A 25,750-nucleotide genomic window follows, 5' to 3' on the forward strand; every position below is an offset into this window, starting at 1 on the left:
GAGGGACGGGTGAGGAACCTTCGGCTGAGGGGCCGGCGGGGAACCTCCGTCCTGGGGCCGGCGGGGGACCTCCGAGCCTGGCAGCGGCGATGAACCTCCGACCCTGGCAGCGGCCTTACACGGCGTTCCGGGCAGCGGCGAGCGACGTCCACTGCCGCTGGTGGCGGCGGCGGTCCGGGAAGTACGAGCACGACCGGAGTGCTCGACCAGATGGTGAATCGCGGTGATTCCCGGCTGCGGGGTCAGTGGCGCTTCCCGCAGTACTCCGAGCAGTGATCGCAGTTCGGTCAGCGCGGTCCGGCCCGAGCGCGCGATGACGTCGAACGCTCTGTTCGCTTCGGCCTCGTCGTCGTCCGTCAGTGCCGCGGCGGCCCCGTCCGCTTGGAGCACCATGGCGCTGACGTTGTGCGCCACCATGTCGTGCACCTCGCGCGATCCTCATCCGCTCCTCGGCCAGCATGGCCTCGGCACGGCTCTCCTCGGCTCGGGCGACGGCGCGCGCCATGGCTTCCGCCTCCGAACGGCGGAGCCTGCCCAGGCCCCATGCGGCCGCACACGTCGCGAAGGACGTCATAAAGAGATCGCTGGGAGGAGAGGGCGTCAGGGAACGGCACGAGAACGACGCCGGTCCATACCCGCAGGGACGTCAGCACGGCAGGCAGTGCCGTGCCGATCAGGAACAGCGGGCCCCACGCGAGGTCCATCGGCCGGCCGTGCAGACCATGAACATCACCGCGGTAGGAGTGCTCAACTCCGCCCAGGAGGCGTTCCACTCCGCCCAGACGTCCCACCGGCCGCTCACGATCCACAGCGTCCGTACCAGCGCCAGAGAGGGAAGAGGGGAACCGGCGTCTGACGGCCAAGCTTGCGTAAGCCACGAGGTCGCCCCAGAACGTCACCGGGAGGCAGGCCGGGTCGGCGATCGATCGATCGGAGTATGGGACCTCGACCAGCAGGTAGGTGGACGCTGCCACGGCCAGGAACGCGTCGGCCGGCTGCGGATGACCGCTCCACCAGTTCAGAATCCGTCGCGCCTGACGCCACGCTCCTGCCTTGACCCGGGCCTCGCCGTGTCCGGACGGTGCACAGGCCCCGTCGCCGGATGCCCTGCGCCTGACGGCAGCGCGTTCCCAGTACCTTCGCCGAGCTGCAGCGCGCGGCCTTCAGCACCATGTCGAACTCCAGGTAGTTTCACGACAGCACCACCCAGCCCTGGTAACCGCTCGAATCCGAGTATCCGGCCGGCGATCGGTTTCCATGGGGGCAAGGGCCGCCGTCCCATGTCCAGGCCTTCGGCCCCGCAGTTGAGGTACGCCGGATGAAGGCCGTGCTGACGACGTAGCGATCCTGAATCAACGGAAGTTCGGCGCGCGCTCGTGATGGTCACGTCCCCGCGCGGTCAGGCAGGGCAGGTCCACCCCGAGCCACCGGGAGGTGCGTCGTACGTGCATCCGATCCGCGCCATGAAGGGCCGCGGCCGATCCCCGCCACCTCGCAGGAAGCCCGGTAGCACCGGGCTCGGTTAGGTAGATCCTTTGGGGTTTCGGTTACCGTCTGATTACGTTGCGCGCTAGGGTCGTCGCGTTCCGTGTTCGCGCGACGTGAAGGCGCTGCACAAGTGACCGAGCATCCCACCCGTGTGATCTTCCTCGGCGGCCTGGGCCGGAGCGGCACCACGCTGCTGGAGCGGCTGCTCGCCGAGCTGCCCGGTGTGACGGCCCTCGGCGAGGTGGTGCATCTCTGGTCCAGGGGCGTGCTGTCCGCCGAGCCGTGCGGCTGCGGCGTGCCGTTCCCGTCGTGCCCGTTCTGGCGGTGCGTGGGGGAGCGGGCCTTCGGCGGGTGGTCCCGGCCGCTGGCCGAGCGCGTGCTCGCGCTGCGCCACCGGGTCGACCGCACGCGCCGCATCCCGCGCATCGCGCATCCCGGCCTCGCCGAGTACGCCGACGCCTACCGCCGCGTGTACGACGCCGTCGGCACGCCCGTCGTGATCGACTCCAGCAAGCACGCCTCGCTCGCCTACTGCCTGGTCGCGGCCGGGGTGGACGTCCGGGTCGCACACGTCGTCCGCGACCCGCGCGCCGTCGCGCACTCCTGGGGCAGGAGCGTGCCGCGTCCTGAGGACGGCCGGCCGATGACCCGCTGGGGCTCCGCCCGCACCGCGCTCCACTGGAGCGCCCAGAATCTCGCGCTCGACCGGCTCGCCCGACGCGGCGCGAGTGTCGTCAGGGTCCGGTACGAGGACCTGGTCGCCGATCCGGCCGCCACGCTCACGGCGCTCGCCGGTGAGCTGGGGCTGCCGGCGTCCGGGCTGCCGTTCCTCGACGGCGCGCTCGTCCGGCTGAGCCCGGCCCACACCGTGTCCGGCAACCCCATGCGGTTCGCCGTGGGGCCGGTCGAGCTGCGGCGCGACGACTCCTGGCAGGCGGCGCTGCCCGCCCGGCAGCGGCGCCTGGTCGGCGCGCTCACCTGGCCGCTCCGCTCCCGGTACGGCTACCTGGAGGCGGCGTGACCCGCTCCGTCGGCGTGGTGATCCCCACCCGGGGCGACCGGCCGCGACAGCTGCGCGAGGCCGCGGCCGCGGTCCTGGCGCAGCACTACCCGGGGCCGCTGGCGCTGATCGTCGTCGCCGACGGCGTCGACCGCGCGGCCGTGGCCGGACAGCTCGCGGGGGTCGCGGGCGCGTCCCGGCGCACCGTACGGATCCTCGCGAACCGCCGCACCCCCGGCCTGCCGGGCGCCAGGAACACCGGCATCGACGCCTGCGACACCGACCTCGTCGCGTTCTGCGACGACGACGACGTGTGGCTGGCGGGCAAGCTCGCCGCGCAGACCGAGGCGCTGCGCGGAGACGCCGAGTTCGCCAGCTGCGCCATCGAGGTCGAGTACGGCGGGCACCGGGTGCCGCGGCTCGCCGGCGCCTCCACGGTCACGGTGTCCGACCTCGTCCGGTCCCGGATGGTGATGGTGCACTCGTCCACGTTCCTGTTCCGACGTGGTGAGCTCCAGGCCGACGAGAGCGCCCCCGGCGGCCAGAACGAAGACTGGGACCTCGCGCTGCGCGCCGCCAAGCGGCAGCCGATCGTCCACGTGGACCGGCCGCTGGTCCGGGTGCGGTGGGGCGCCTCGCACTACGCCGCCCGCTGGGCCGAACGCATCGCCGGGCTCGACTGGATGCTCGCCCGGCACCCCGAACTGGCCGTGGATCCGCGTGGCGCGGCACGGATCTACGGTCAGCTGGCGTTCAGCCACGCCGCGCTGGGGCACCGTCGCGCGGCGGCCCGCTGGGCGGCCCGCGCCTTCGCCGCCCGGCTGGGCGAGCCGCGCGCCCCGATCGCCCTCGCGGTGGCGGCGGGTCTCATCCCCGCCCCCACCGTGCTCTCCCTCCTGCACAGCCGGGGGCACGGTATCTGACCACCTCCACCCTTCTCACGGAGCAGGAGCAGCGCATGCCGGTCCCCCATGACCCACCCCGCTCCCGGCGTTCCCCCGAACGGCCCCGGGGCGGGCAGGACACCACGGCCACAGCAGCCGTCCGGCCCGCGCACCCCTCACCCCACCCGCCGCCGGCAGGGCCGAGCTCGCCGCCGCGCCGGACCCCCGAGACCGCAGAGCCCGCGACCCCGACCGCCCACGCCTTCACGCCCGCCGAGGTCGCGGCACCGTATGGCCCCGGAGCCGGGGAGGGCGTGCCCGAGCCCGCGGAGGCGGCGGCCGGCTGTGCGGTGGGGCGGATGGCGGTGGCGGGGGTGTGGGTGGACGTCGTCACCGAGGACGACGTGGTGCGGCTCGTCGCCGCCGAGCTGGCGGCCGGGCGCGGGGGCCGGATCGTCACCCCGAACGTCGACATCTGCCGCCTCGCGTCCCGCGAGCCGGAGCTGCGCCGCCTGGTGTGCTCGGCGGAGCTGGTCGTCGCCGACGGCATGCCGCTGGTGTGGGCGTCCCGGCTGCTGGGCACGCCGCTTCCCGGGCGGGTGACCGGCGCGGACCTGATCTGGTCGCTCAGCGAGCTCGCGGCCGCGCGCGGCTGGCCGGTGTACGTGCTGGGCGGTCCTCCCGGGGTGGCGGCCAAGGCGGCTGGCGAGCTGACGGCCTGCCACCCGCAGCTGCGGGTGTGCGGGGTGGACGCCCCGCCGTACGGCTTCGACGCCACCAGGGAGGGGCGCGACCGGGTGCGGCGGAAGGTGGTGGCGGCGCGGCCGAGGATCGTGTTCGTCGGGCTGGGGTTCCCCCGGCAGGACCTGCTCATCGCCGAGCTGCGCGAGGAACTGCCCGGCGCCTGGTTCCTGGGGTGCGGGGCGGCGATCGCGTTCGCGGCCGGCGCGGTGCCGCGTGCGCCCGGCTGGATGCGGCGTGCCGGGCTGGAGTGGGCGTTCCGGCTGGTGGGGGAGCCTGGGCGGCTGGCCAGACGGTACCTCGTCGACGACCTGCCGTTCGCGGCGCGCCTGCTCGGCGACTGCCTGCTCCGCCGCCTGCGCGGGGCGCCCCAGGCGGGGGAGCCGTCCGACGCCTTGAGGACGTGAGCCTGAACGCCCGCCCCGCCGCCGGGGCTTTCGGGGCTTCTGCGGCGGCGGAGCCGAGGCCGGGCGAACAGGCTGATCAGCGAGCCCTCCGCAGGGTGCGGAAGATCTCTGGCGAGGCGCCGATCCCCTCGTGACGGAAGAGAGGCGGCAGGGCGGGAAGGACTGATCGGGCGGGTCAGCGGCATCGAAGACCCTGCCGCCATCGATCGAGGACGCCTGGCTGGACTCTCCCCTATCGGGAGACCCCATGCTGAGGGCATGGACGAGGAGCTGTCGCCGATCGGGCGGTTCGCCGGGCTCGGGCGGCTGAGCGTCGAACAGCCGCGGCACCACGCCGAGCTCGGACTGCTGGTGCCCGCGTACGTGGACGAGCACACCGGACACCGCTACCACCGGCACGAGCAGGCGCGCGACGCGCTGTCGATCGGGCTGCCGCGCTGAGCGTGGCTGTCCCGTCCGCGGTCCGATGCGCGAGGTGTACGTGCCCGACCCGGCGACCACCCCGCCCGATCAGTTGATCACCCACCTGATGATTCCCTTGGAGGAGCCATGACACCGCGACTGGTCCACTGTGGCCCCGTCACCTGCCTCAACGTCACCGGCATGGGCGAGCCCGGCGGCGCCGAGCACCTGTCGGCCATCGGCGCCCTGTACGCCGTGGCGTCCGTCATGGGAGGCCCGGCCGGTCCGCTGGAGGGCCGTTGGTGGGTGGAGGACGCCTCACGGCCGCCGCTGGACGTGCCGCGCGATCAGTGGCGGTGGCATCTGCTGCTGCCGCTGCCTGACGTCCCCGGGCCGGGGGTGGTCGAGGCGGCGTGCGAGCAGGCACGCGGGTCCGGCGCGGCCGTCGACCGCGTCCAGGTGGTCACCTTCACCGAGGGCGAGTGCGTGGAGCTGCTCCACGAGGGGCCGTACAGCGAGGAGAAGAGGTCGCTCGACGTGATGGAGGCGTTCATGGCGGAGCACGGCCTGGTGCGCAACGGGCTGCACCACGAGATCTACCTGACCGATTTCGCCGATCCCGAGCCGAGGACGATGCTCAGGCAGCCGGTGGCGCGCGCCGCCGGGTGACAGCCGCACCGGCCTGGAGGACCTGCGCGGGAGGCGGTCACCGCCCGGCTGGTCGGTGTCCCGTCCGTCGTGAGTGGTGATCGCTGTTTCCGCGGTCGGGTGGCGGACCCGCCTCGGAGAGCTGGGTGAGGGTGCGGATGCGGGTGGCTTCGTCCTCGCTGAGGCCCTGGGTGGCTCGGGCGAGGGCCTGGCGGGAGTTCATCGGGCGGAAGGCGGTTCTCGACAGGCCGGACCAGGCGAAGGCGCGGTGCCCGCCGCCCGTCGCGGTGCAGGCCCGGGTGATGCGGCGTTCGGCTGCCGCCGTCCATGGGAGGCCGGCGTGGGCGTACAGGCGGCGGAAGCCCGGTAGCGGGTCGGCGGCCAGCTCGTCGTACGAGGTGACGAGGATGCCGGGCGTGCGGTCGAGGACGGTGCGGGCGGCGCGCCACAGGGCGGCGGTCTTGGCGAGGTCGTCGGCGGAGCGCAGCAGGGGGCGCAGGCGCAGCAGGTCGGGGTGGTCGCGGACGAGGAGCGGCTGGTCGAGCAGGTCGCGCAGGCGGACGGTCCAGCCGAGGCGGCGCCAGCTTGCGGCGAACGCGACGGGGTCGCGCACCAGGGCGATGACGGTGCAGCCGAGACGGGAGGCGAACCATCCGGCTGACAGCACCGCGAACGGGTCGTCGAGCAGGGCGCGGCGGCCGCGCAGCCGTCCGAGCGCGAAGGCGGTGCCGTAGCGGACGAGCCGGGCCAGGTCGTACGGGGAGTGGTTGGCGCGCAGTTCGGCGCCCCAGCGGTAGCGCAGCGCGACGGTGTCGCGGAAGGCGGGCAGCCACTGGTCGGCGTTGTCGTCGCAGATGTACTGGAAGCGGTGCGTGACCTGGGCGGCGAGGACGCCGGGGCAGCGGCCGGGCGGGTGCTGGGGGTTGAGCGGCTCGTTGACGTAGACGAGGCCGCCCCCGGCGGCGAGCATGCGGCCGGTCCAGCTCGTGCCGCTCCTCGGCAGGCCGGTCACCAGCACCGGACCGGCGGGCGCCCCCTTCATGCCGCCCGCCTGCGCGGACGGGTGTCTTCGCGGGCGGCGGGCCGCGGGTGGAAGGCGGTGGGCGGACTCACCCTTCTGGGTACTGCGGCTCGGGAGCGGGAGGGCGCGGAACGGTTCACGGGGGTGCCTTCAGGATCATGCGGTGGTCGGGCGGGCGAGGGCGGTCAGGGTGTGGCGGCCGAAGGGGCGCAGGCCGTAGCGGCGGTGGAGTTGCCACAGCGGCAGCAGGTTCTTCACGACGACCCCGGCCGACCAGCCGAGCGCCGCGCCGAGCGCGCCGTGCCCGGGGATCAGGACGAGGTCGAGGGCGAGCGTGCAGGTGACGGCGGCCAGGAGGTTGAGCAGGCTGGCCGTGGTGTGCCCGGCGGCGGTGAGGACGACGTCCACCATGCCGCAGGCGGTGGCGAGCATCATGGTCGCGGACAGGACGAGCGCGATGGGTGTCGCGCCGCCGTACGCGGGCCCGAACAGGCGCAGCAGCCAGGGGGCGAGCGCGGCGTAGCCGAGCCAGACGGGCCAGGTGAGCAGCACCAGCCACAGGGTGGCGGTCTGGTACAGCTCGCGGGCGAGGGCGAGTTCGCCGGCGGCGAGCGCCCGCACCAGGCGGGCCTGAAGGGCCTGCGCGAGGCCCTGGTTGGCGAGCTGCCCGACCACCTTGAACCGGGTGGCGGCGGTGTACGCGGCGGCCTGCGCGGGCCCGCCGAGCGCGCCGACCACGACGATGTCGAGCCGCTGGAACACCGCCTGCACGGCGCCGGCGGCGGAGCGCGGCGCGGTGTAGCGCCACAGCGCGCCCCACGCGCCGGGCAGGCAGGGCCCGGGGGGCACGCGCCGGCGCAGGTCGGCGGCGGCCAGCACGAGCAGCGGCAGGTACGGCAGCGCCCAGGCGGGAGCGAGCCAGGCGGGCGTCCCGACGGACGCGGCGACGCAGACCAGGCCGAGCTGGAACGCGGGCACGAGGAGGCCGTCGAGCACGACGGTGGGCCGCAGCGCGCCGAACCCGCGGGTGGCGGCCAGCAGCACGTCGCCGAGGGCGATGACCGGCACGGCGGGGGCCAGCGGTCCGAGCCAGGGGTGCAGCGCCCAGGCGGCGGCGACGGCGACGAGCGCGCAGGGCGCCAGCGCCGCCCTGACGTACCCGGACGTGCCCTGGTACCCGGACGGCTGCGCGCGGGCGATGGCGTACACGAGGCCGTTGCCCGCGTCGAGCTTGGCGACGCCGGCGACCATGAGCGCGAGCGCGGTCGCGCCGAAGAACGCGCCCGCGTGCTCGGCGCTGAACGCCCTCGTCACGACGGCCACCAGCAGGAACTGGGCGAGCGCGCCGGCCGCGGCCCCGGCGACGCCGGCGAGGCCGCCCCGCCCGAGCCCGGCGGCCGGGGTCAGCGCCGCCACGACGGGACGCCGTCGAGCCAGCGGGCCAGCCTGGCGTCGTACGGCTCGAAGTGGTCGCGCAGCCGGTGGGTGAGCACGGCCGGGGCGGAACCGGTCAGGGGCCTGCCGTTGTGCCGTTCGAAGGCCGGGTAGCCGAGGTGCGGCACGCCGAGGAACTCCAGCACCCGGTCGTAGACCGCCTCGGGTTCGCGGAAGAACAGGTGGCTGTCGACGACGAGGATGCGGTCGCGGCCCAGCAGGGGCTCCAGCCGGTCGAGCTGGTCGGCGTAGCGGCCCCTGGCCAGGTAGGCGTGGTGGCGGTGCGAGTGGTGCACCGAGTACGGCGCGGCCCGCAGGCTCTCCTCGGCCCCGGCCAGCCGGTGCGACTCCAGTTCGAGCGCCCGCTCGAAGTCAGGCTCGGTCTCGTACCCGCGCGCCAGCTCGTGGGCGTGCGCGGAGCGGGCCCGCGCCACGGGGTCGCGGACGAGGACGACGAGCTTCACCCCCGGCAGGTCGGCGGCGATGCGCTGCCCGGCGAGCGGGTGGAACAGGTAGTAGGGGGACGACTCGAACGCGAGGGGGCGGGTGCCGTACCGGTGGGCGAGCAGCGCAGTGCCGATGCGCAGCGGGAAGTGCGCGCGGTACCAGGCCAGGCCGCGCGCGTAGGCGACGTCGAAGTAGTGGACGCCCTTGTGCAGTACCGGTTTGAGCAGTAACGGGTGCTGGGAGAGCGCGCGGTACATCGACGTGGTGCCGCACCGCTGCGCCCCGGCGATGAGGAACGCGGGCAGGGTGCGCGCGCTGGAGGTGAGGCGTCCCGTGGTGCGGGAGACCGACAGCGCGGACTGTTTCAGCCCTCTCATGTGAGCAGCTCCTCGTGGTCCACGACCGGGTTGAGCCAGGACTGGGGCGGGCCGAGCGGCGTGTGGCCGTCGGCGGCGTGCCGGTGCGCCAGGGCGATGAGGTAGCGCAGCGCGGTGCGCCTGGCCTCGGCGGCCGACAGGCCGTAGGGCGCGAGCTCGCGTACCGACCTGGCGAGGCAGGCGCGGGCGGCCACGGGAGGGGCCATGCGGCGCAGGGCCCGCTGGAAGAAGTGGTGCAGCGCGTCGAACCCGTAGGGCACGCCGGTCTCGTACCGTTCCCAGTCCCAGACGAGCAGGCGGCCGTCGCGGGACGGCGCCAGGTTCCACGGCGACAGGTCGCCGTGCCAGGCGGGGCCCGCCGCACCGCCGGTGCCGGCGATCTCCTTGACCGCGGTGACGAGCAGGGGGCGGGGCACCCGGCCGCGCCGTACCGGCAGCGGCGACAGCGCGAGCACCGCGAGCCCCTGCCAGGTGCCGTGGTGCAGCACCTCGGGGACGACGACGGTGCGCAGCCCCAGGCCGGCCAGCCTGCCCAGCGCGGCGGCCTCGGCGGCGACCAGGCCCCTGGTGCGCGGGCTGTCGCCGATCTTCACGAACGCGAGCAGCCGCCCGCCCGCGTGGACCTCCAGGATGGGTTTGCGGTTGGCCCGCCGCGCGGGACGTACGTGCAGCACGCCTTCGACCGGCCGTCCGAACACCTCGGCCAGATGGGCCACGATCGACCCTTCGACGGGCAGGTGGACCCGCGCGCCGACGTGCCACCAGCGGCGCGGCGCCAGGCGGCGCGGCAGGGCGCGGTGCGGGAGCACGGTGTGCGGCCTGGGCGTGCCCGGCCCCGGGTAGAGCAGGGCGGTGGTCCTGGCGAGGTAGCCGAGCCTGACGGCGGCGTCGTTCATGCGGTGCTCCGGGTGTTCCTCCACAGGAGGGCGAACGAGACGAGGTAGAGGATCAGGGGCGTGACCAGGCCGTCGTAGACAAACATGTAGAGCAGGACCAGGCCCATCACGAGCACCCCGGCCAGGCCGATCGGGCTGCGGTCGCGCCAGTGCCTGCGGATGGCGCCGAGGAAGAACGCCACGTACAGGGCGGCGCCGGTGAACCCCTGGGTGATCAGGAGCAGCCAGAGCTGGCCGTCGCTGCCGAGCGGCGGGTGCCCGCAGCCGCCGCACCACTCGGTCTTGCCCGTGGTGATGGTGCGGTGGTTGCCGGTGGCGTTGCGGGTGTTGCCGTAGCCGATGAACGGCGAGTGGGCGGCGGCGCGTACGGTGGCCGACACGGTGAACGCCCTGATGTCGTTGGAGTGGGGCCGGTCGAGCCGCTGCGCGACCAGGGAGGCGAGCGGGCTGAGCGCGAACGCGACGGCGGCGGCGGCCGTGGCCGCGCACAGCGCGAGCCTGGTGCGCCCGCCCACGCGGGCGACCAGGTAGACGACGGCCAGGCCGAGCCCGATCCACAGGCCGCGGTTGAGTGAGTACACGACGGGGATGGCGGCGAGCGCCACGACGACGGCGGAGACGGCCTTGCGGCGCCGCCCGCCGTAGACCCACCAGCCGACCACGAACCAGACCAGCAGCACCGACACGTTGCTGCCCCACGCGTTCGCCCACTCGAACGGCGCCTCGGGGCGGGGCGAGGCGTAGCCCAGCACCTTCTGCGTCTGCGCCGCCGTCGGGTGGATGAGGTTCTGGACGAACGCGTTCTCGCTCACCCAGCCGGGCAGCACCATCTCGACCGGCGAGGTGAACGCGAACGACGGCAGGAACACGCCGAGCAGCCCGCCCGCGACGGTGGTGACGAACAGCACGCCCAGCATCCGCACCAGGCGCAGCTGCGGGAGCTCGCGCTCCGACAGGTTGCCGAGGTAGAGCACCATGACGAGCAGCGCGAGGTAGAGCGCGAGGCGCATGACGTAGCCGATCAGCCGCCCGGGGCCGAGGTCGCCGTAGGTGCCGGGCGGCAGCTCGTCCAGCATGAGCCCGCTGAGCGCGTAGCCGGCGAGCAGCAGCATCCAGAGGCCGAACCCGTGGGGCACCCGGATCGGGCGCCGCCGCCAAAGGATCAACGCCATGGGCACGGCCAGGACGATCACGGACAGTCCGCCGAACCCCAGCGCCCACCAGACGGGGTAGCCGACGAGCAGCGCCGCGATCGGCCACGCGGGGCCCGCGGTCACCCCGGGTCGCCTGCCCGCCGCGGGTGGAAGACCTGCATCGGCGGGGTCTGCGCCCGCGGGTCGGGGTCGGGGCCGGTGGCGACGAGCTTGCCGAGCGGGTGGTGGGCGCGCGGGTCTGGCGCGGGGACGAACGACGGCAGGGCGTCGTCGGCGGTCACCGCGCCGATGACGGGCACGCCGTGCCGGGCCAGCAGCCGTACGGCGCCCGCCACCTCGGGCGCGCGGACGCGGCCCAGGCCGACCAGCAGCAGGGCGGCGTGGGCGCGGGCCAGGTCGCGGACGTCGGAGCCGTCGAGCACGGTCAGCGGGGCGCTCACGGCGAGCGGCTCGGCCACCGACGAGGCGTACAGGTCGGAGGGCAGTGCCCTGACCAGCAGGCGCGTGCCGGGGCAGGCCGCGACGACGGCGCTGGCGAGGTCGTGCAGCAGGCCCTGCTCGCGCGGCCCTGTCAGGTCGGCGAGCACCGGCAGGCCGGTGAGCCGTTCGACGTCGGCGGCGGTGCGCAGCCGGGTGTCGAGCCTGTCGCGGGCGTACGCGGCGCCGGCGCCGGCCAGCAGGCCGAGCATGAGGCCGCTGCCGAGGTGGAGCGGCAGGCTGGGGGAGCTGGGCCGGGTGGGCGGGATGGCCTCGCCGATGACGGAGCCCGGTGTCAGCGTGACCGTCCTGAGCGCGTCGTACTTCAGGGTGAGGGTGTAGGCCTGGCGGTTGAGCAGGCTCTGGTTGTGCAGGGCGAGGGTGTGCTCCGCGGTGCCCTTGGTGAGCGTGCCGAGCTGCCCGACCACCTGGCTCAGCGCGGTGTTGACCTGCTTGAGCTTGGCCTGCACGGCCTGCTGCTGGGCGGTGAGCGCGGCCTGGGCGCTCTCGCGCCTGTTGTCGAGGTACGCCCGCGCGTACGCCTTGGACTGCTCGGCGGCCGCGAACGGGTCGGGGGCCGTCACGGAGATCCACAGCACCGCGGAGTTGGGGGGCACGGAGACCTCGACGGGCTCGGGCGCGGCGACGTGGAGCGCGCGGGCGGCGCGCGCCGCCACCACGGCCGACTGCGCGACCTGCGCCTCCGTGTCGAGGTTGAGTGCCTCGCGCTGGCGGCTGGTGACCTGGTTGGACTGCTCCTGGACACCGACGGGGGCGACCAGCACCTGGGTGGTGGCGGTGTACGCGGGCGGTGTGAGGCGCATCAGCGCGAGGCCGGCGGTGCCGCCGAGGACGAGGCCGCCCACGAGGAGCAGCCGGCGTCGGCGCAGCAGCGAGAGGTGCTCTCCCAGGTCGGCGCCGGGGCGGCGGCCCGGGGTGTCCGGCGGCTGGCTCATGCGGACGGTCTCCTGGAGGGTGTGCGCGCTGTCGCCGATCGGCGACGCAGGGTCACCGGCGGGATGTGGGCCCACTATAGGGCGGGGGGTCATGGGGGGCGGTGAATATGCAAGATTTTCTGCGGACTGCCCCGCTTTTCGTCCCCTTTAAAACCGAAATTTCGGGAAAAGTCGGGGGTGGCGGGAACCCATCTCACCTGCGTGGACGGACGCTCTGGCTGAAGTTCGAGGAATGACATGGCAAGGTTCAGGTTTGATAGGGCGGGGGTTGTTCAACAAGGGGGTTGGAAAGCCGTGGAGTCACGGGGAATTTCGCACGACGCGCCAAGAGCGGCACTCGCCGTCGCCCTCGCCACCGGCGCCTCACGGACGGCGGGCGCCGCCGCCCTCGCCTCACGGACGGCGGGCGCGGCTGCCCTGGCCTCACGGACGGCGGGCGCGGCCGCCCTCGCCGCGCTGGTGGCGCTCGCGACCGGCTGCTCCGGCTCCGGCGGTTCCGGAGCGGGGCCGTACGGGGCGGGGCCGGCCGTCGCGGGGGCCACCGGGGGCGCGGACGACGGCTCCCCGGACGCGTACGGCGACGGCCGCGACGGCGCGACGACGGCGCCGACCTGCACCGCCACCAGCAAGCTGATCCCCTCCTGCGGCGCCTGGTGGGGCATGGCGCCCGAGGTGTTCACGGGCGAGCCCGTGGAGCGGGCGCTGCGCGGCGCCGAGGAGCGCATGGGGGCGAGGGCCGACGTGCTGCACGTCTACCACCGGGGCGGGGAGCTGTTCCCGACGCCGCAGGAGATCCGGCTCGCCCGCGACCCCGCGGGACCGAGGCTGCTCATGGTCAACTGGAAGCCGTCGCTCGACCACACCTGGGCCCAGATCGCGCGGGGCGCGATCGACAGGAGGATCGACCGGCTGGCCGCCCACCTCAGGAGCACGTTCCCCGAGCGGTTCTTCCTGACCATCCACCACGAGCCGGAGAACGACGTGCGCGAGGCGGCGGGCTCGGGCATGCAGGCCGCCGACTACGCCGCCATGTTCCGCCACGTCGTGCTCAGGCTGCGCGACCAGGGCGTCAGGAACGCGGTGACGGTCATGACGTACATGGGGGCGCCGAACTGGGCGGCCATGCCCTGGTTCGAGGACGTCTACCCGGGCGACGACGTCGTCGACTGGGTGGCGATGGACCCGTACGCCGACGGCCGGGTGCGCGACTTCGACGGGCTGGTGAACAAGACCCGCAGGGAGTTCGCGCAGTGGCCGGGCTTCTACCGGTGGATGCAGTGGCGCTTTCCCGGCAAGCCGGTGATGGTGGCCGAGTGGGGCGTCTTCGAGCGCTCGCACGACCGGTCGTTCAAGCGCGCCTTCTTCGAGTCCGTGCGCCGCCAGATCAGGCGTTACCCGCAGATCAAGGCCCTGCTGTACTTCGACTCGCCCGACGCGCCGAGGGGCGACACGAGCTTCGACTCCGATCCGGCGGCCGACCGGGCGTTCAGCGAGCTCGCGCGAGATCCGTACTTTCGCGCGACGCGCGTGCCGCGCCCCTGACCCGCCACTGCCGTCCGGCGGCGGCGGCGAGCGCGGCGGCGCCGACGGCGACCAGGGTGACCTGGTCGTCCACGCCGAGCAGCTTGAGCGCGGAGGCGAGCAGCACGATGGCGAGCAGGGCGCGGATCAGTCCGCCCGGCGCCCTGGAGGAGATCCTGGCGCCGAGGTAGACGCCGGGGATCGAGCCGATGAGCAGCGACAGCGTGAGCTCCATGCGGAAGTCGCCGAACATCAGGTGGCCGAGCGCCGCCGCGGCGACCAGGGGCACGGCCTGCACGAGGTCGGTGCCGACGAGCTGGTTGGCCTTCAGCGCGGGGTAGAGCGCGAGCAGGGCCACGATGATCAGGGAGCCGGAGCCGACGGAGGAGACGCCCACCACCAGTCCTCCTACCGTACCGACCAGTAGGGTCGGGATGGGGCGTACGACGATCTCCTGCGCGCCCGGCGCGCCGCCCTCTCCGGCCCGGCTCCCGAGCAGGCTCCTGGCCGCCATGCCCGCCACCGCGAGCAGCAGCGCCACGCCGAGCGCGTACTTCACGCCGTCGGTGACGGCGAACGCGCGGGCCACGAACACGCCGCAGAACGCGGCGGGCACCGACCCCGCGCACAGCCAGCCCACCAGCCGCAGGTTGACGGTGCCCTGGCGCAGGTGGACGGCCCCGCCGACGGGTTTCATCACGGCCGAGGCCACCAGGTCGCTGGAGACGGCCGCGAGCGGCGGGACGTTGAAGAACAGCATCATCATCGGGGTCATCAGCGCCCCGCCGCCCATGCCGGTGAGCCCGACCACGATCGCGACGAGGAACGACCCCGCTACCAGCGCGTAATCGATCAACGTACCCAGCCTCCGCTCCGCAGCGCGCCCAGCACCTGGGCGACCGCCGCCTCGATCGAGATGTGCGTGGTGTCGATCACGAGGTCGGCGTCGTCCGGCTCCTCGTACGGGTCGGAGACGCCGGTGAACTCGGGGATGAGGCCCGCGCGGGCCTTGGCGTACAGGCCCTTGCGGTCGCGCCGCTCGCACTCCTCCAGCGGGGTGGCGACGTGCACGAGCAGGAAGTCGGCGCCGACCGACTCGGCCATCTCGCGCACCTCCTGCCGGGTGCTGGCGTAAGGGGCGATGGGGGCGCAGACGGCCAGGCCGCCGTGGCGCGCGACCTCGGCCGCGACGAAGCCGATGCGGCGGATGTTGAGGTCGCGGTCGGCCCTGGAGAACGTCAGGCCCTGGGACAGCAGCCGGCGCACCACGTCGCCGTCGAGGTAGGTGACGGTGCGGGTGCCGAGTTCGAGCAGGGCGTCGCGCAGGCCGCGGGCGATCGTGGACTTGCCCGACCCGGACAGCCCGGTGAAGAACACGACCAGGCCGCGCCGGTGCGGCGGCCCCGGGATGCGTACCGGCTCGGGCCCCGCGAGGTGCTCGGCGGCGCCGTAGTTGGCGGCGACGTGCTCGCGCAGCTCGAGGTCGATCTCGGGCTCCTCGCGCGGGGCGAGCGGCACGGAGACGACGAGGGTGCCGGCGGGGAGCTGCTCCTTGGCGCGCAGCGCGGCGCGCACGACGGCGGGGCCCTCCTCGCCGTACGCGAGGGGGAGCAGCAGGATCGCCGCGTCGAGCTCCTTGGCGATCGCGGCGACCTCGGACAGGTCGTCGAGCGGCCCGCGCATGGTGACGGCGAGCGCCGGGCGGCCGCCGAGCTCCTCGGCCACCTCCGCCGGGGTGCGGCGCAGCCGGGCGAACGGCCCGTGCTCGGGCGCGCCGAGGCCCCTGACGGGGCCGGAGGTGAGGCCGTCGGGCTCCTGCGCGGCCACGGTGAGCACGGCGAGCGGGGTGCCCTCCGGGTCGAGGAGCGTGACCTCGTCGCCGGGGGAGACGGGCTCGGGCAGGTGGAGCGTGACCGGGGCGGGCCACGGGGCGCCGTCGGCGAGCATGCCGCGCTCGTGCACCGCGTGCAGGTCGTCGTGGCCGAGGAAGCCGGTCAGCGGGCTGAACGCCCCGGACAGCAGCAGCTCAAGGTCGGCCAGCTCCCGCGCGTCGGGGGTCCACTCCACGGTTCCTTCATCCCAACTATTCCGATTGATATGGTCGGAAACCACATTACCGAGGATGCGGAGCCCTCGCTAGATGAGCCGCGCGAAGTGGTGCTGCGGCTTCTTGATGACCATGGCGATCTCGTCGCCGCCGGCGGGGTGGCGGCCGTTGGTCAGCCGCTCCACCGCCGCGACGGCCGCGGCCCCGAGCCTCGTCGCCGCCGCCGCGCCGCCGCCCGCCCGCTCCTCGTCGAGGATCAGCAGGCCCCTGCTCAGGCAGAACGCGTGCATGCCGTCGGCGGACGTCAGCGGCTCGTACACGGCGGGCAGCGGCGCGCCGGGCCCCGCCGCAGGCCGCCACAGCAGGCGGCGCAGCCAGGACGGCGCGAACCTGTCGACCACGCCGTACGCCGACTCGCGGTCGCGCATGCGCAGCAGCACCAGGCCGCCCGGCCGCAGGGCGCGCAGCATGCGGTCGAACACCAGCTCCGCGTGGCGGATGCGCTCCAGCAGGAACGACAGCTGGATCACGTCGTACGACCTCGGCGGCATCGGCACGCAGCGCAGGTCGCCCAGGGCCCAGCTGACCAGGTCGGACCGCTCGGCCAGCGCCATCCTGATGGCCGGGAGGTCCTCGTCGGCCCCGGTGGCGCGCGTCTCGACCCGCTCCAGGCCGAGCGGCTCGCCGTGCGCGCACCCGGCGACCAGGACGTCCAGCCGCCTGCCGAACTGCCCCGCCCAGTGCTCGCGGACCCGCTGACCGAAGAGGTCGCCTCTCTCGGCGACCGATCTCACCTCAGACATGTCACCTACAGTAGCCAGTCGTCGTCTCTGCGTGATGGACGTACCCTCCTCCGGCCCCTGCTAGCGTCCTGGGCCGTGGACGACCCAGTGACGAGCGAGAGTGGCGGGCCCGTGGGGCAGGGGGTCTACGTCGGCAACGCCGACGTCGACGGGGCGGCCGACGCCGGCTGGCTCCTCGGCCACTTCAGGCCCCCGGGCGACCCGCGGCACAGCGCCGACGTCGAGATCAAGTGGGGCGTGCACGCGCCGGGCGACGAGCGGGCGCAGTGGGTGCGCGGCGAGGCGCGCACGGCCCTGCTGGTGCTGATCAGCGGCAGGTTCCGGGTGGAGCTGCCGGGGCGCAGCGTGCTGCTGTCCAAGCGCGGCGACTACGTGGTGTGGGGCAGGGGCGTCGACCACTCGTGGCGGGCCGAGGAGGAGTCGGTCGTCCTGACGGTGCGCTGGCCGTCGATCCCGGGCTACAAGGTCCCCGACCCGGAGGTCCGCGGCGACGGGGTGCGCGGCGACGGGGTGCGCGGCGACGGGGTGCGCGGCCACGAGGACTCCGGGTGCTCCGTCAGCGAGCGGGGGCCCGTGGGCGAGTAGGCTGTGACCCGACCCCCGCGACCTGACACGGCCGGGGGTAGTCGTGTTGCCGTCGTGGGGCTGTGGGCGTATCTGATGAGTCTTTCCGGGCTGCTTGACCTCGTTGTCACCGACCCTGCGCTGACCGCCGCCCTGGAGGAGGGCGGCGACGTCGCGCTGGTGGCTCCGGCCGCGCTGCGGCCGTTCGGCGTGGCCGCGCTGGCGGGGCGCGACAGCCGCGCCGTCCTCGCCGTCACCGCCACCGAGCGGGAGGCCCAGGACCTCGCGGCGGCGCTGACCAGCCTCATGGAGCCCGGCTCCGTGGCCGTCTTCCCGGCCTGGGAGACCCTGCCGCACGAGCGCCTGTCGCCGCGCAGCGACACGGTGGGCCAGCGGCTGGCGGTGCTCAGGCGGCTCGCGCACCCGGTGAAGGGCGACTCCGCCGCGGGCCCGCTCAGCGTCGTCGTCGCGCCGGTCAGGGCGCTGCTGCAGCCCATCGTCAAGGGGCTCGGCGACCTGGAGCCGATCAGGCTGCGCGCGGGCGACGACGCCGACCTCGACGACGTCGTCGACCGGCTGGTGACGAACGGCTACCACCGGGTCGACATGGTGGAGAAGCGCGGCGAGGTCGCCGTGCGCGGCGGACTGCTCGACGTGTTCCCGCCCACCGAGGAGCACCCGCTGCGGCTGGAGTTCTGGGGCGACACGGTCGAGGAGATCCGCTGGTTCAAGGTGGCCGACCAGCGGTCGCTGGAGGCCGCCGAGGGCGGCCTTTTCGCGCCGCCGTGCCGCGAGCTGCTGCTCACCCCCGAGGTGCGGGCGCGGGCGGCGGAGCTGGCCCAGCGGCACCCGGCGCTGGCCGAGGTGCTCGACCAGCTCGCCGACGGCACGCCGGTCGAGGGCATGGAGGCGTTCGCGCCGGTGCTGGCGGGGGAGATGGACCTCCTGCTCGACCACCTGCCCGCCAGGTCGGCCGTGTTCGTGTGCGACCCCGAGCGCATCAGGGGGCGCGCCGAGGAGCTGGTGCGCACCTCGCAGGAGTTCCTTGAGGCGTCGTGGATCAACGCGGCGGCGGGCGGCGAGGCGCCGATCGACCTCGGCGCGGCGGCGTTCAGGACGCTGGAGGAGATCCGGGAGAAGGCAGCGGCGCTGGGGCAGCCGTGGTGGACGATGGCGCCGTTCGGCACCGGGGTGGAGCTCGACGCGCAGGACTGCGAGGCGTACCGGGGCGACACCGCGAAGGCGCTGGCCGACATCAAGGGCTGGCTGGCCGACGACAAGGCGGTCGTGCTGGTGAGCGAGGGCCACGGCCCCGCCGAGCGCATGGCGGAGCTGCTGCGCGGCGTGGACGTCCCCGCGAGGCTCCAGCAGTTCCTCGACGAGGCGCCGGAGCCGAAGGTCGTGCACGTCACGACGGGCCTGATCGAGCACGGGTTCGTGACGCCGCGCCTGGCCGTGCTCACCCATCTCGACCTGGTCGGGCAGAAGGCGTCCACGAAGGACATGCGCCGCCTGCCGTCGCGCAGGCGCAACATGGTCGACCCGCTCCAGCTCAAGGTCGGCGACCACGTCGTGCACGAGCAGCACGGCGTCGGCCGCTACGTGGAGATGGTGCAGCGCACCGTGCAGGGCGCCACCCGCGAGTACCTCGTCATCGAGTACGCCAAGGGCGACCGCCTGTACGTCCCCACCGACCAGCTCGACGAGGTCACCCGCTACGTCGGCGGCGAGGCGCCCACCCTCAACCGCATGGGCGGCGCCGACTGGGCGAAGGCGAAGTCCAGGGCGAAGAAGGCGGTCAAGGAGATCGCCGGCGAGCTGATCAGGCTGTACTCCGCCCGCATGGCCTCGCCCGGGCACCCGTTCTCGCCCGACTCGCCGTGGCAGCGCGAGATGGAGGACGCCTTCCCGTACGCGGAGACGTCCGACCAGCTCGCGGCCATCGACGAGGTCAAGCGCGACATGGAGCGTCCCGTCCCGATGGACCGCCTGATCTGCGGCGACGTCGGCTACGGCAAGACCGAGATCGCGGTGCGCGCCGCCTTCAAGGCGGTGCAGGACGGCAAGCAGGTGGCGGTGCTGGTGCCCACGACCCTGCTGGTGCAGCAGCACATGTCCACGTTCACCGAGCGGTTCTCCAGCTTCCCCGTCACGCTGAAGCCGGTGTCGCGCTTCCAGACCGACGCCGACGTGGCGGCCACGCTGGAGGGGGTCAGGACCGGCGCGGTGGACGTCGTCATCGGCACGCACCGCCTGCTCAGCCCCGAGGTCAGGTTCAAGGACCTCGGCCTGATCATCATCGACGAGGAGCAGCGGTTCGGCGTCGAGCACAAGGAGGCCATGAAGCACCTGCGCACGCAGGTGGACGTGCTGGCCATGTCGGCGACGCCGATCCCGCGCACGCTGGAGATGGGCCTCACCGGCATCCGCGAGATGTCCACGATCCTCACCCCGCCCGAGGAGCGGCACCCGATCCTCACGTTCGTGGGGCCGTACGAGGAGAAGCAGATCGCGGCCGCGATCAGGCGCGAGCTGATGCGCGACGGCCAGATCTTCTTCGTCCACAACCGGGTGGCCTCGATCAACAGGGTGGCGGCGCGGCTGAAGGAGCTGGTGCCGGAGGCGCGGGTCGCGGTGGCGCACGGCCAGATGAACGAGAGCCAGCTCGAGAAGATCATGGTGGGGTTCTGGGAGCGGGAGTACGACCTGCTCGTCTCCACCACGATCGTCGAGTCGGGCCTCGACGTGCCCAACGCCAACACGCTCATCGTCGACCGGGCGGACAACTACGGCCTGTCGCAGCTGCACCAGCTCAGGGGCCGCGTCGGGCGGGGCAGGGAGCGCGGCTACGCCTACTTCCTGTACCCGCCGGAGAAGCCGCTCACCGAGACCGCGCACGAGCGCCTGGCCACGATCTCGCAGCACACCGAGATGGGCGCCGGCATGTACGTCGCCATGAAGGACCTGGAGATCCGCGGCGCGGGCAACGTGCTCGGCGCGGAGCAGTCGGGCTTCATCGCGGGCGTCGGCTTCGACCTGTACGTGCGGCTGATGAGCGAGGCGGTGAAGGAGCAGAAGGCCAAGCTGTCCGGCGAGGTGCAGGAGGAGCAGCCCGACGTCAAGGTGGAGCTGCCGGTCAACGCCCACATCCCGCACGACTACGTCACGTCCGAGCGGCTGCGGCTGGAGGCGTACAAGCGCATCGCGGCGATCGCGCAGGAGAGCGACATCGACGAGGTGCGCGCCGAGCTGACCGACCGCTACGGCAAGCCGCCGGTCGAGGTGGAGAACCTGCTGGAGGTCGCCCGCTTCCGCATCAAGGCGCGCAGGGCGGGGCTGACGGACGTCACCCTGCAGGGCCAGAACATCAAGTTCGGCCCGGCCAGACTGAGGGAGTCGCAGCAGGTCAGGCTCGACCGGCTGTACAGGAAGGCGATATACAAGCAGGCGGCCGAGACCCTGCTCGTGCCGGTGCCCAAGACCAAGCCGCTGGGCGGGCAGCCGCTCCGCGACCTCGATCTGCTCAAATGGTGCGGTGACCTGGTCGAGGCGATGTTCCTCGAGCCCGCGCGGGTAAGCTAGCGGCGGTTTTTGTCGGAAAGGGACGAACGTGAAGACGATTCGAGTGGCTGTGGCCGCTGCCGCGGTGGGCATCGCCCTGACCGCCTGCTCTTCGCCCGTGGGGGCCGGCGCCGCCGCGGTGGTCGGTGACGAGCGCATCTCGACGCGCGATCTGACCACAAACGTCGAGGAGTACCAGGCGGCGCTCAAGCGCGCCAACATCGAGCCGGAGCAGCTCGGGGTGCCGGTGGCCCAGTTCGTGCTCTACCGGATGGCGAACGAGAGCGTGTTCCGCCAGCTCGGCGCGAAGTACAAGATCCAGGTCAGCGAGTCGGAGATCGACAAGGCGCTGCAGGACCCGGGCCAGTACGGCTCGCCCGAGGTCAACCTGCTGTCCAAGGGCGTCGCGCCGGGCAACGCGCGCGGCTACCTGCGGGCCGAGCTGGGTGCGGTGAAGGTGCGCAACCAGTTCGGCGGCGCCCAGGACCAGGGCGCCCAGGACCGCTTCACCAAGGAGCTGTCCTCGATCAAGCCGCTCTACAGCCCGCGCTACGGCCAGTTCACCCAGCAGGGCTTCGTCGACCCGGGCCGCTTCGGCAAGGTCGCGGAGCAGCCGCCGCAGCAGCAGCAGGGCTGACCCGTGCCGCTCGTCGTCGTCACCACCTCGCCCAGGGTCGCGCCGGGGCTGCTCAGCCACCGGGCGTGGGAGGCGCTGCGGTCCGGCCGGGTGCTGGCCGGGTCCGACGCCCATCCGCTGCTGCCGTACCTGGGCGAGGCCGGGGTCGCGGTCGAGGTCGTCACCCCCGACCCGGCCGCGCTGGCGAGGAGGGCGGTCGCGGAGACGGTCGTGTGGCTGGCCGAGGACGACGAGGGCTTCATGCGCGCCGTGGGGCACGCCGCGATCGCGCTGGACGAGCCGCCGCTGATCGAGGTCGTGCCCGGCTCGTACGACCTGCCGGGCGCCCGGGTGCTCGACCTGGTGGCGGTGATGGACCGCCTGCGCAGGGAGTGCCCGTGGGATCGGAAGCAGACCCACGAGTCGCTGGTGCCGTACCTGCTCGAAGAGGCGTACGAGGTGCTGGAGACCCTCGAGGAGGGCGACTACCCGGCGCTCCGCGAGGAGCTGGGCGACCTGCTGCTCCAGGTGGTCTTCCACGCCCGCGTGGCCGAGGACTTCGACATGGACGACGTCGCGGCGGGCATCGTCGAGAAGCTGGTGCGCCGCCACCCGCACGTCTTCGGCTCGGTGCGGGCCGAGAGCGCCGACGAGGTGGCCGACAACTGGGACGCCATCAAGGCGGCCGAGCGGGCCGCGAAGGGCGGCGAGTCGCCGCTCGACGGCGTGCCGATGGGCCAGCCGGCGCTGTCGCTGGCCGCGCAGCTCCTCAGCAGGGCCGGGCGCTCGGGTGCGCCCGAGTCGCTGGCCGCGGCCGTCGGCCAGGGCGTCGGCAGGGAGCTGTTCGACCTGGTGCGCAGGGCCGCCGCGGCGGGCCTCGACCCGGAGGCCGAGCTGCGGGCCGTCGCCCGCGCCTACCGCGACAGGGTGCGCGCCTGGGAGCGCAGCGAGCAGGGCGGTTCCTGAGCCGCGTCGCTCCGGCCGGCGGGCGTACCGATAGGCTCTGAAGGCATATTGCCTTTCGATTGAGGAGCGCATCCCGTGGCTACCATCGAGGTCGTTTACGCTCGCGAGATCCTCGACTCTCGGGGCAACCCGACGGTCGAGGTCGAGGTGGTGCTCGACGACGGCAGCAGCGGCCGCGCCGCCGTGCCGAGCGGTGCGTCCACCGGCCAGTTCGAGGCCGTGGAGCTGCGTGACGGCGGCGATCGCTACGGCGGCAAGGGCGTCGAGAAGGCGGTGCTGTCCGTCACCGACGAGATCTTCGAGGAGATCAGCGGCGTCGAGGCCGAGGACCAGCGCATCATCGACCAGATCATGATCGATCTGGACCGCACGCCCAACAAGTCGAAGCTGGGCGCCAACGCCATCCTGGGCGTCTCGCTGGCCGTCGCCAAGGCCGCGGCCGACAGCGCCGACCTGCCGCTCTTCCGCTACCTGGGCGGCCCCAACGCCCACGTGCTGCCCGTGCCGATGATGAACATCCTCAACGGCGGCGCCCACGCCGACACGAACGTCGACATCCAGGAGTTCATGATCGCCCCGATCGGCGCGGAGTCGTTCCGCGAGGCGGTGCGCATGGGCACCGAGGTCTACCACGCGCTGAAGGGCGTGCTCAAGGAGAAGGGCTACGCCACCGGCCTGGGCGACGAGGGCGGCTTCGCCCCCAACCTGCCGTCCAACCGCGACGCCCTCGACCTCATCCTCGTCGCGATCGAGCGGGCCGGCTACCGGCCGGGCGAGGACGTCGCGCTGGCCCTCGACGTGGCGGCGTCCGAGTTCCACAAGGACGGCGTCTACACGATCGACGGCAAGGGCCTGTCGGCGCAGGAGCTCGTCGCCTTCTACACCGACCTGGTCGACAACTACCCGCTGGTCTCCATCGAGGACCCCCTCGACGAGGAGGACTGGGAGGGCTGGAAGGCCATCACCGAGGCGCTGGGCGACCGCGTCCAGCTCGTCGGCGACGACCTGTTCGTCACCAACCCCGAGCGGCTGGAGCGCGGCATCAGGCAGGGCGTGGCCAACGCCCTGCTGGTCAAGGTGAACCAGATCGGCACGCTCACCGAGACCTTCGACGCCGTCGACCTGGCCCACAGGAGCGGCTACCGCTGCATGATGAGCCACCGCTCCGGCGAGACCGAGGACACCACGATCGCCGACCTCGCCGTGGCCGTGAACTGCGGTCAGATCAAGACGGGCGCCCCGGCCCGCTCCGACCGCGTGGCCAAGTACAACCAGCTGCTGCGCATCGAGGAGCTGCTCGACGACGCCGCCCGTTACGCGGGTCGCGGCGCGTTCCCGCGTTTCCAGCGCTAGGTTCGGGTACGGCCCGTGGCACGGGCTCGTGCCACGGGCCGTACGTGAGGGGGTGTTCGGCAATTGGCGAAGAGGCCGCAGCTGACCGGGCGGGCCGCCATCCTGGCGGTGGTGGTGTGCGCGATCGCGATGAGCCTGGCCTACCCTGTGCGCGAATACATCAGCCTGCGCCGCAGCATCGCCGAGCTGCGGGCGGAGAAGTCCAGGGTCGAGGCGGAGCGGCAGACGCTGCTCGCCCGCGACCGGCAGGTCCAGGACCCCAACTGGATCAAGCGGACGGCCAAGGAACGGCTGCACTACTGCGGCCCAGGCGAGAAGTGCTTCGTGGTGATGGAGCCCGAGCAGGGCAAGGAGCAGGCGGCCGTGAAGCGGCCGGCGCCGCCGCCGTGGTACCAGACGCTCTGGGAGTCGGTGGAGGCGGCCGACAAGGGCACGGGCCGCCGCGCCGTCGAGAAGGAGAGCGTTGGACAGTAAGGACGTCGAGGCGGTCGAGCGGCAGCTCGGGCGCCCGCCGAGGGGGCTGCGCGAGGTGGCGCACCGGTGCCCGTGCGGCAATCCCGATGTGGTGGAGACCGCGCCCCGGCTGCCCGACGGCTCGCCCTTCCCCACCCTGTACTACCTGACCTGCCCGAAGGCCGCCTCGGCCATCGGCACCCTGGAGGGCTCGGGCCTGATGCGGGAGATGCAGGCCAGGCTCGCCACCGAGCCCGAGCTGGCCGCCGCCTACCAGGCCGCGCACGACGACTACGTGGCCAGGCGCGACAGGGCGGCCGAGGAGCAGGGCCTGGAGCCGCTGCCGCGCGACATGCAGAGCACGGGGGGCATGCCGCTGCGGGTCAAGTGCCTGCACGCGCTCGTCGCGCACGAGCTGGCGGCGCCCGGGTCGAACCCGTTCGGCAGGGAGGCGCTCGACGCCCTCCCCGACTGGTGGAGTGACGGACCATGCGTGTAGCGGCTGTCGACTGCGGCACCAACTCGGTGCGCCTGCTGATCGCCGACGTGGTGGGGCAGGAGCTGACCGACGTCGAGCGGCGGATGGAGATCGTGCGCCTGGGCCAGGGCGTCGACCGCACCGGCAGGCTCGCCCCCGACGCGCTGGAGCGGACGTTCGCGGCGATGCGGGCGTACCGGAAGCTGATCGACGAGCACGGCGCGGTGGCGACGCGGGTGGTGGCCACGAGCGCGACGCGTGACGCGGAGAACCGGCAGGAGTTCGCCGACGGCGTCCGCGAGATCTTCGGCGTGGCGCCCGAGGTGGTCTCGGGCGCCGAGGAGGCCGAGCTGTCGTTCGTGGGCGCGACGAGGGGGCTGCTGCGGCTGTCGCCGGAGACGGGCGCGCCGGGCGGGCCGCTGCCGCCGTACCTCGTGGTGGACATCGGGGGCGGTTCCACGGAGTTCGTGGTGGGCACCGAGCACGCCGAGTCGGCGCTGTCGGTCGACATCGGCTGCGTACGCCTGACGGAGCGGCACCTGCGTGACGCGGGCGACCCGCCGTCGGCCACCGCCCTGGAGTCGGTGGTGGCGGACGTGGAGGCGGCGCTCGACCGGGTGGAGGCGGCGGTGCCGGTGCGCGAGGCGCGTACGCTCGTGGGCCTGGCGGGGTCGGTCACGACGGTGGCGGGCATCGCTCTGGGGCTTTCCGCGTACGACGCGGAGAAGATTCATCACTCGCGGATTTCCGCGGAACAGGTGCACGACGTGACGCGGCGGCTGCTCGCGATGACCCATGGTGAGCGGGCGGCGGTTCCGGTGATGCATCCCGGGCGTGTTGACGTGATTGGCGCGGGTGCGCTAATTCTTGACCGGATCGTACGGCGATTCGCGTTTTCGCAGGTCGTCGTCAGCGAACACGACATCCTCGATGGGATTGCCTGGTCGATTCGTCCTATTGATGGCTGAATGACGTAATTACCGCTTCATCGCTTGTGTTGAGCGTGCAATCATGGTTGTGATTAGGTAAAGGGGCATTACGGGGGCTTTGCCATAT

General features: G+C 73.3%; 23 protein-coding genes and 1 pseudogene. 14 read left to right on the top strand and 10 right to left on the bottom strand.

Annotated features, from left to right (window positions below; genetic code table 11):
• On the bottom strand, nucleotides 1-426 hold a 426-nt coding region (locus tag BMX74_RS01865), incomplete at its 3' end, for a histidine kinase (RefSeq protein ID WP_420538109.1).
• A 1,192-nt stretch (nucleotides 427-1,618) separates the two neighbouring features.
• On the opposite strand from BMX74_RS01865, the gene BMX74_RS01870 reads away from it, so the two are divergent.
• The 5 genes from BMX74_RS01870 to BMX74_RS01890 all read left to right on the top strand — a co-directional run bounded on the left by BMX74_RS01870 (nucleotide 1,619) and on the right by BMX74_RS01890 (nucleotide 5,591).
• Nucleotides 1,619-2,509, top strand: coding sequence for a sulfotransferase family protein (locus tag BMX74_RS01870; protein ID WP_256256730.1), 891 nt, complete (start codon nucleotides 1,619-1,621; stop codon nucleotides 2,507-2,509).
• A complete protein-coding gene (locus tag BMX74_RS01875; RefSeq protein WP_055508114.1) occupies nucleotides 2,506-3,411 on the top strand; it encodes a glycosyltransferase family 2 protein in 906 nt (301 codons plus the stop codon). Before BMX74_RS01870 ends, BMX74_RS01875 begins: the two co-directional genes overlap by 4 nt.
• Before the next feature lie 275 nt (nucleotides 3,412-3,686).
• The gene (locus BMX74_RS01880) at nucleotides 3,687-4,520 is read left to right on the top strand and encodes a WecB/TagA/CpsF family glycosyltransferase (protein WP_236715079.1); all 834 of its coding nucleotides are present in this window, start codon (nucleotides 3,687-3,689) and stop codon (nucleotides 4,518-4,520) included.
• 258 nt (nucleotides 4,521-4,778) lie between these two features.
• Nucleotides 4,779-4,961 carry a MerR family transcriptional regulator gene (locus BMX74_RS01885; protein ID WP_055508116.1) on the top strand — a complete coding sequence of 61 codons (183 nt, stop codon included), beginning with the start codon at nucleotides 4,779-4,781 and terminating at the stop codon, nucleotides 4,959-4,961.
• Between the two features lie 108 nt (nucleotides 4,962-5,069).
• On the top strand, nucleotides 5,070-5,591 hold the full coding sequence (locus BMX74_RS01890; RefSeq protein ID WP_055508119.1) for a GyrI-like domain-containing protein: 522 nt from the start codon (nucleotides 5,070-5,072) through the stop codon (nucleotides 5,589-5,591).
• A 37-nt stretch (nucleotides 5,592-5,628) separates the two neighbouring features.
• Here the strand turns inward: BMX74_RS01890 and BMX74_RS01895 are convergent, their stop codons facing one another.
• The 6 genes from BMX74_RS01895 to BMX74_RS01920 form a co-directional block, all read right to left on the bottom strand.
• A complete protein-coding gene (locus BMX74_RS01895; protein ID WP_091097796.1) occupies nucleotides 5,629-6,612 on the bottom strand; it encodes a sulfotransferase in 984 nt (327 codons plus the stop codon).
• Nucleotides 6,613-6,747: 135 nt separating this feature from the next.
• The gene (locus BMX74_RS01900; protein WP_256256731.1) at nucleotides 6,748-8,007 is read right to left on the bottom strand and encodes a lipopolysaccharide biosynthesis protein; all 1,260 of its coding nucleotides are present in this window, start codon (nucleotides 8,005-8,007) and stop codon (nucleotides 6,748-6,750) included.
• Entirely contained in the window at nucleotides 7,995-8,849 is an 855-nt protein-coding gene (locus tag BMX74_RS01905) for a sulfotransferase family protein (protein WP_055508123.1), read from the bottom strand. Before BMX74_RS01905 ends, BMX74_RS01900 begins: the two co-directional genes overlap by 13 nt.
• On the bottom strand, nucleotides 8,846-9,745 hold the full coding sequence (locus BMX74_RS01910; protein WP_091097801.1) for a hypothetical protein: 900 nt from the start codon (nucleotides 9,743-9,745) through the stop codon (nucleotides 8,846-8,848). The genes BMX74_RS01905 and BMX74_RS01910 overlap by 4 nt, the downstream gene beginning before the upstream one ends.
• The gene (locus BMX74_RS01915) at nucleotides 9,742-11,022 is read right to left on the bottom strand and encodes a hypothetical protein (RefSeq protein WP_091097803.1); all 1,281 of its coding nucleotides are present in this window, start codon (nucleotides 11,020-11,022) and stop codon (nucleotides 9,742-9,744) included. The genes BMX74_RS01910 and BMX74_RS01915 overlap by 4 nt, the downstream gene beginning before the upstream one ends.
• Complete coding sequence (locus tag BMX74_RS01920; protein ID WP_055508129.1) at nucleotides 11,019-12,332, bottom strand: Wzz/FepE/Etk N-terminal domain-containing protein; 1,314 nt, start codon at nucleotides 12,330-12,332, stop codon at nucleotides 11,019-11,021. The genes BMX74_RS01915 and BMX74_RS01920 overlap by 4 nt, the downstream gene beginning before the upstream one ends.
• A gap of 294 nt (nucleotides 12,333-12,626) precedes the next feature.
• Between BMX74_RS01920 and BMX74_RS01925 the strand changes: the two genes are divergently transcribed.
• Nucleotides 12,627-13,874: a glycoside hydrolase family 26 protein gene (locus BMX74_RS01925; protein ID WP_256256732.1), complete on the top strand. Its 1,248-nt coding sequence runs from the start codon at nucleotides 12,627-12,629 to the stop codon at nucleotides 13,872-13,874.
• On the opposite strand, the gene BMX74_RS01930 is transcribed toward BMX74_RS01925, so the two are convergent.
• The 3 genes from BMX74_RS01930 to BMX74_RS01940 all read right to left on the bottom strand — a co-directional run bounded on the left by BMX74_RS01930 (nucleotide 13,819) and on the right by BMX74_RS01940 (nucleotide 16,703).
• Nucleotides 13,819-14,709, bottom strand: coding sequence for a sulfite exporter TauE/SafE family protein (locus tag BMX74_RS01930; protein ID WP_091097805.1), 891 nt, complete (start codon nucleotides 14,707-14,709; stop codon nucleotides 13,819-13,821). The two genes, BMX74_RS01925 and BMX74_RS01930, sit on opposite strands and share 56 nt — an antisense overlap.
• Entirely contained in the window at nucleotides 14,706-15,920 is a 1,215-nt protein-coding gene (cysC, locus tag BMX74_RS01935) for an adenylyl-sulfate kinase (RefSeq protein WP_055508136.1), read from the bottom strand. Before cysC ends, BMX74_RS01930 begins: the two co-directional genes overlap by 4 nt.
• 69 nt (nucleotides 15,921-15,989) lie before the next feature.
• Complete coding sequence (locus BMX74_RS01940) at nucleotides 15,990-16,703, bottom strand: class I SAM-dependent methyltransferase (protein ID WP_055508138.1); 714 nt, start codon at nucleotides 16,701-16,703, stop codon at nucleotides 15,990-15,992.
• 75 nt (nucleotides 16,704-16,778) lie between these two features.
• Here BMX74_RS01940 and BMX74_RS01945 point away from each other — a divergent pair, with 75 nt between their 5' ends.
• From BMX74_RS01945 to BMX74_RS01980, 8 genes and pseudogenes are all read left to right on the top strand, one after another.
• The gene (locus BMX74_RS01945; RefSeq protein ID WP_256256733.1) at nucleotides 16,779-17,288 is read left to right on the top strand and encodes a cupin domain-containing protein; all 510 of its coding nucleotides are present in this window, start codon (nucleotides 16,779-16,781) and stop codon (nucleotides 17,286-17,288) included.
• Nucleotides 17,289-17,363: 75 nt separating this feature from the next.
• Nucleotides 17,364-20,849 (top strand): transcription-repair coupling factor, encoded by a 3,486-nt coding sequence (gene mfd, locus BMX74_RS01950; RefSeq protein WP_091098078.1) that lies wholly within the window; start codon nucleotides 17,364-17,366, stop codon nucleotides 20,847-20,849.
• 25 nt (nucleotides 20,850-20,874) lie between these two features.
• Nucleotides 20,875-21,465, top strand: a pseudogene (locus BMX74_RS01955) (SurA N-terminal domain-containing protein); the annotation flags it as partial.
• A 3-nt stretch (nucleotides 21,466-21,468) separates the two neighbouring features.
• Nucleotides 21,469-22,410: a nucleoside triphosphate pyrophosphohydrolase gene (locus BMX74_RS01960; RefSeq protein WP_091097808.1), complete on the top strand. Its 942-nt coding sequence runs from the start codon at nucleotides 21,469-21,471 to the stop codon at nucleotides 22,408-22,410.
• A 75-nt stretch (nucleotides 22,411-22,485) separates the two neighbouring features.
• On the top strand, nucleotides 22,486-23,763 hold the full coding sequence (eno, locus tag BMX74_RS01965; RefSeq protein ID WP_055508144.1) for a phosphopyruvate hydratase: 1,278 nt from the start codon (nucleotides 22,486-22,488) through the stop codon (nucleotides 23,761-23,763).
• Between the two features lie 63 nt (nucleotides 23,764-23,826).
• Nucleotides 23,827-24,237 (top strand): FtsB family cell division protein, encoded by a 411-nt coding sequence (locus BMX74_RS01970; protein WP_055508146.1) that lies wholly within the window; start codon nucleotides 23,827-23,829, stop codon nucleotides 24,235-24,237.
• Entirely contained in the window at nucleotides 24,227-24,715 is a 489-nt protein-coding gene (locus BMX74_RS01975; RefSeq protein ID WP_055508148.1) for a DUF501 domain-containing protein, read from the top strand. The genes BMX74_RS01970 and BMX74_RS01975 overlap by 11 nt, the downstream gene beginning before the upstream one ends.
• The gene (locus BMX74_RS01980; protein WP_055508150.1) at nucleotides 24,706-25,662 is read left to right on the top strand and encodes a Ppx/GppA phosphatase family protein; all 957 of its coding nucleotides are present in this window, start codon (nucleotides 24,706-24,708) and stop codon (nucleotides 25,660-25,662) included. Before BMX74_RS01975 ends, BMX74_RS01980 begins: the two co-directional genes overlap by 10 nt.
• Nucleotides 25,663-25,750 lie beyond the last annotated feature (88 nt).

Origin of the sequence: Nonomuraea pusilla (assembly GCF_900109355.1) — a bacterium.
GTDB lineage: Bacteria > Actinomycetota > Actinomycetes > Streptosporangiales > Streptosporangiaceae > Nonomuraea > Nonomuraea pusilla.

Bases quoted from the DNA above. Each gene is read 5' to 3' on its own strand.
- BMX74_RS01885 (WP_055508116.1), top strand. From the start codon at position 4,779: ATGGACGAGGAGCTGTCGCCGATCGGGCGGTTCGCCGGGCTCGGGCGG.
- BMX74_RS01890 (WP_055508119.1), top strand. From the start codon at position 5,070: ATGACACCGCGACTGGTCCACTGTGGCCCCGTCACCTGCCTCAACGTC.
- BMX74_RS01895 (WP_091097796.1), bottom strand. From the start codon at position 6,612: ATGAAGGGGGCGCCCGCCGGTCCGGTGCTGGTGACCGGCCTGCCGAGG.
- BMX74_RS01905 (WP_055508123.1), bottom strand. From the start codon at position 8,849: ATGAGAGGGCTGAAACAGTCCGCGCTGTCGGTCTCCCGCACCACGGGA.
- BMX74_RS01910 (WP_091097801.1), bottom strand. From the start codon at position 9,745: ATGAACGACGCCGCCGTCAGGCTCGGCTACCTCGCCAGGACCACCGCC.
- BMX74_RS01920 (WP_055508129.1), bottom strand. From the start codon at position 12,332: ATGAGCCAGCCGCCGGACACCCCGGGCCGCCGCCCCGGCGCCGACCTG.
- BMX74_RS01940 (WP_055508138.1), bottom strand. From the start codon at position 16,703: ATGTCTGAGGTGAGATCGGTCGCCGAGAGAGGCGACCTCTTCGGTCAG.
- mfd (WP_091098078.1), top strand. From the start codon at position 17,364: ATGAGTCTTTCCGGGCTGCTTGACCTCGTTGTCACCGACCCTGCGCTG.
- BMX74_RS01980 (WP_055508150.1), top strand. From the start codon at position 24,706: ATGCGTGTAGCGGCTGTCGACTGCGGCACCAACTCGGTGCGCCTGCTG.